The organism is Paraburkholderia sp. SIMBA_054, from assembly GCF_046534875.1.
In the GTDB taxonomy this organism is placed as follows: domain Bacteria; phylum Pseudomonadota; class Gammaproteobacteria; order Burkholderiales; family Burkholderiaceae; genus Paraburkholderia; species Paraburkholderia hospita.
In genome coordinates this window covers 1-366 of sequence record NZ_JAWRXV010000351.1, presented here as the reverse complement: position 1 = coordinate 366, position 366 = coordinate 1, and the positions used below count along the sequence as shown (strand labels likewise).

The following is a 366-nucleotide window of genomic DNA, read 5'->3' as shown; positions in this document are numbered from 1 at the left end:
CCGATGCGCCATTGTCGCTGTTTCCCTGCGAGCTGATCTCGCGCAATGGCGACAGGTTGCGCTCGATCCTCATCGATCTTGCCCATAACTGGAAACTGCCGGACGGTTTCGTGCAATGGCTCGAAACCCGATGCATTTTTGCCAACAGCCTTGTCGACCGCATCGTTTCCGAACCCATCGAGCCAATCGGCGCCATCGCCGAGCCCTATGCGCTCTGGGCAATCGAGAAGGCCGATGGCCTTACGCTTCCCTGCGAACACGAAGATATCGTCGTCACCGACGATCTTGCGCGCTATGAGCATTTGAAACTCTACTTGCTCAACCTTGGCCACACATTCATCGCGGAACAATGGCTCAAGGGCAGCC

General features: G+C 56.8%; 1 pseudogene. It reads left to right on the top strand.

Annotation, left to right across the window (positions count from 1 at the left end):
• Window positions 1-366 (top strand): annotated as a pseudogene (locus tag SB822_RS55435) (mannitol dehydrogenase family protein); the annotation flags it as partial.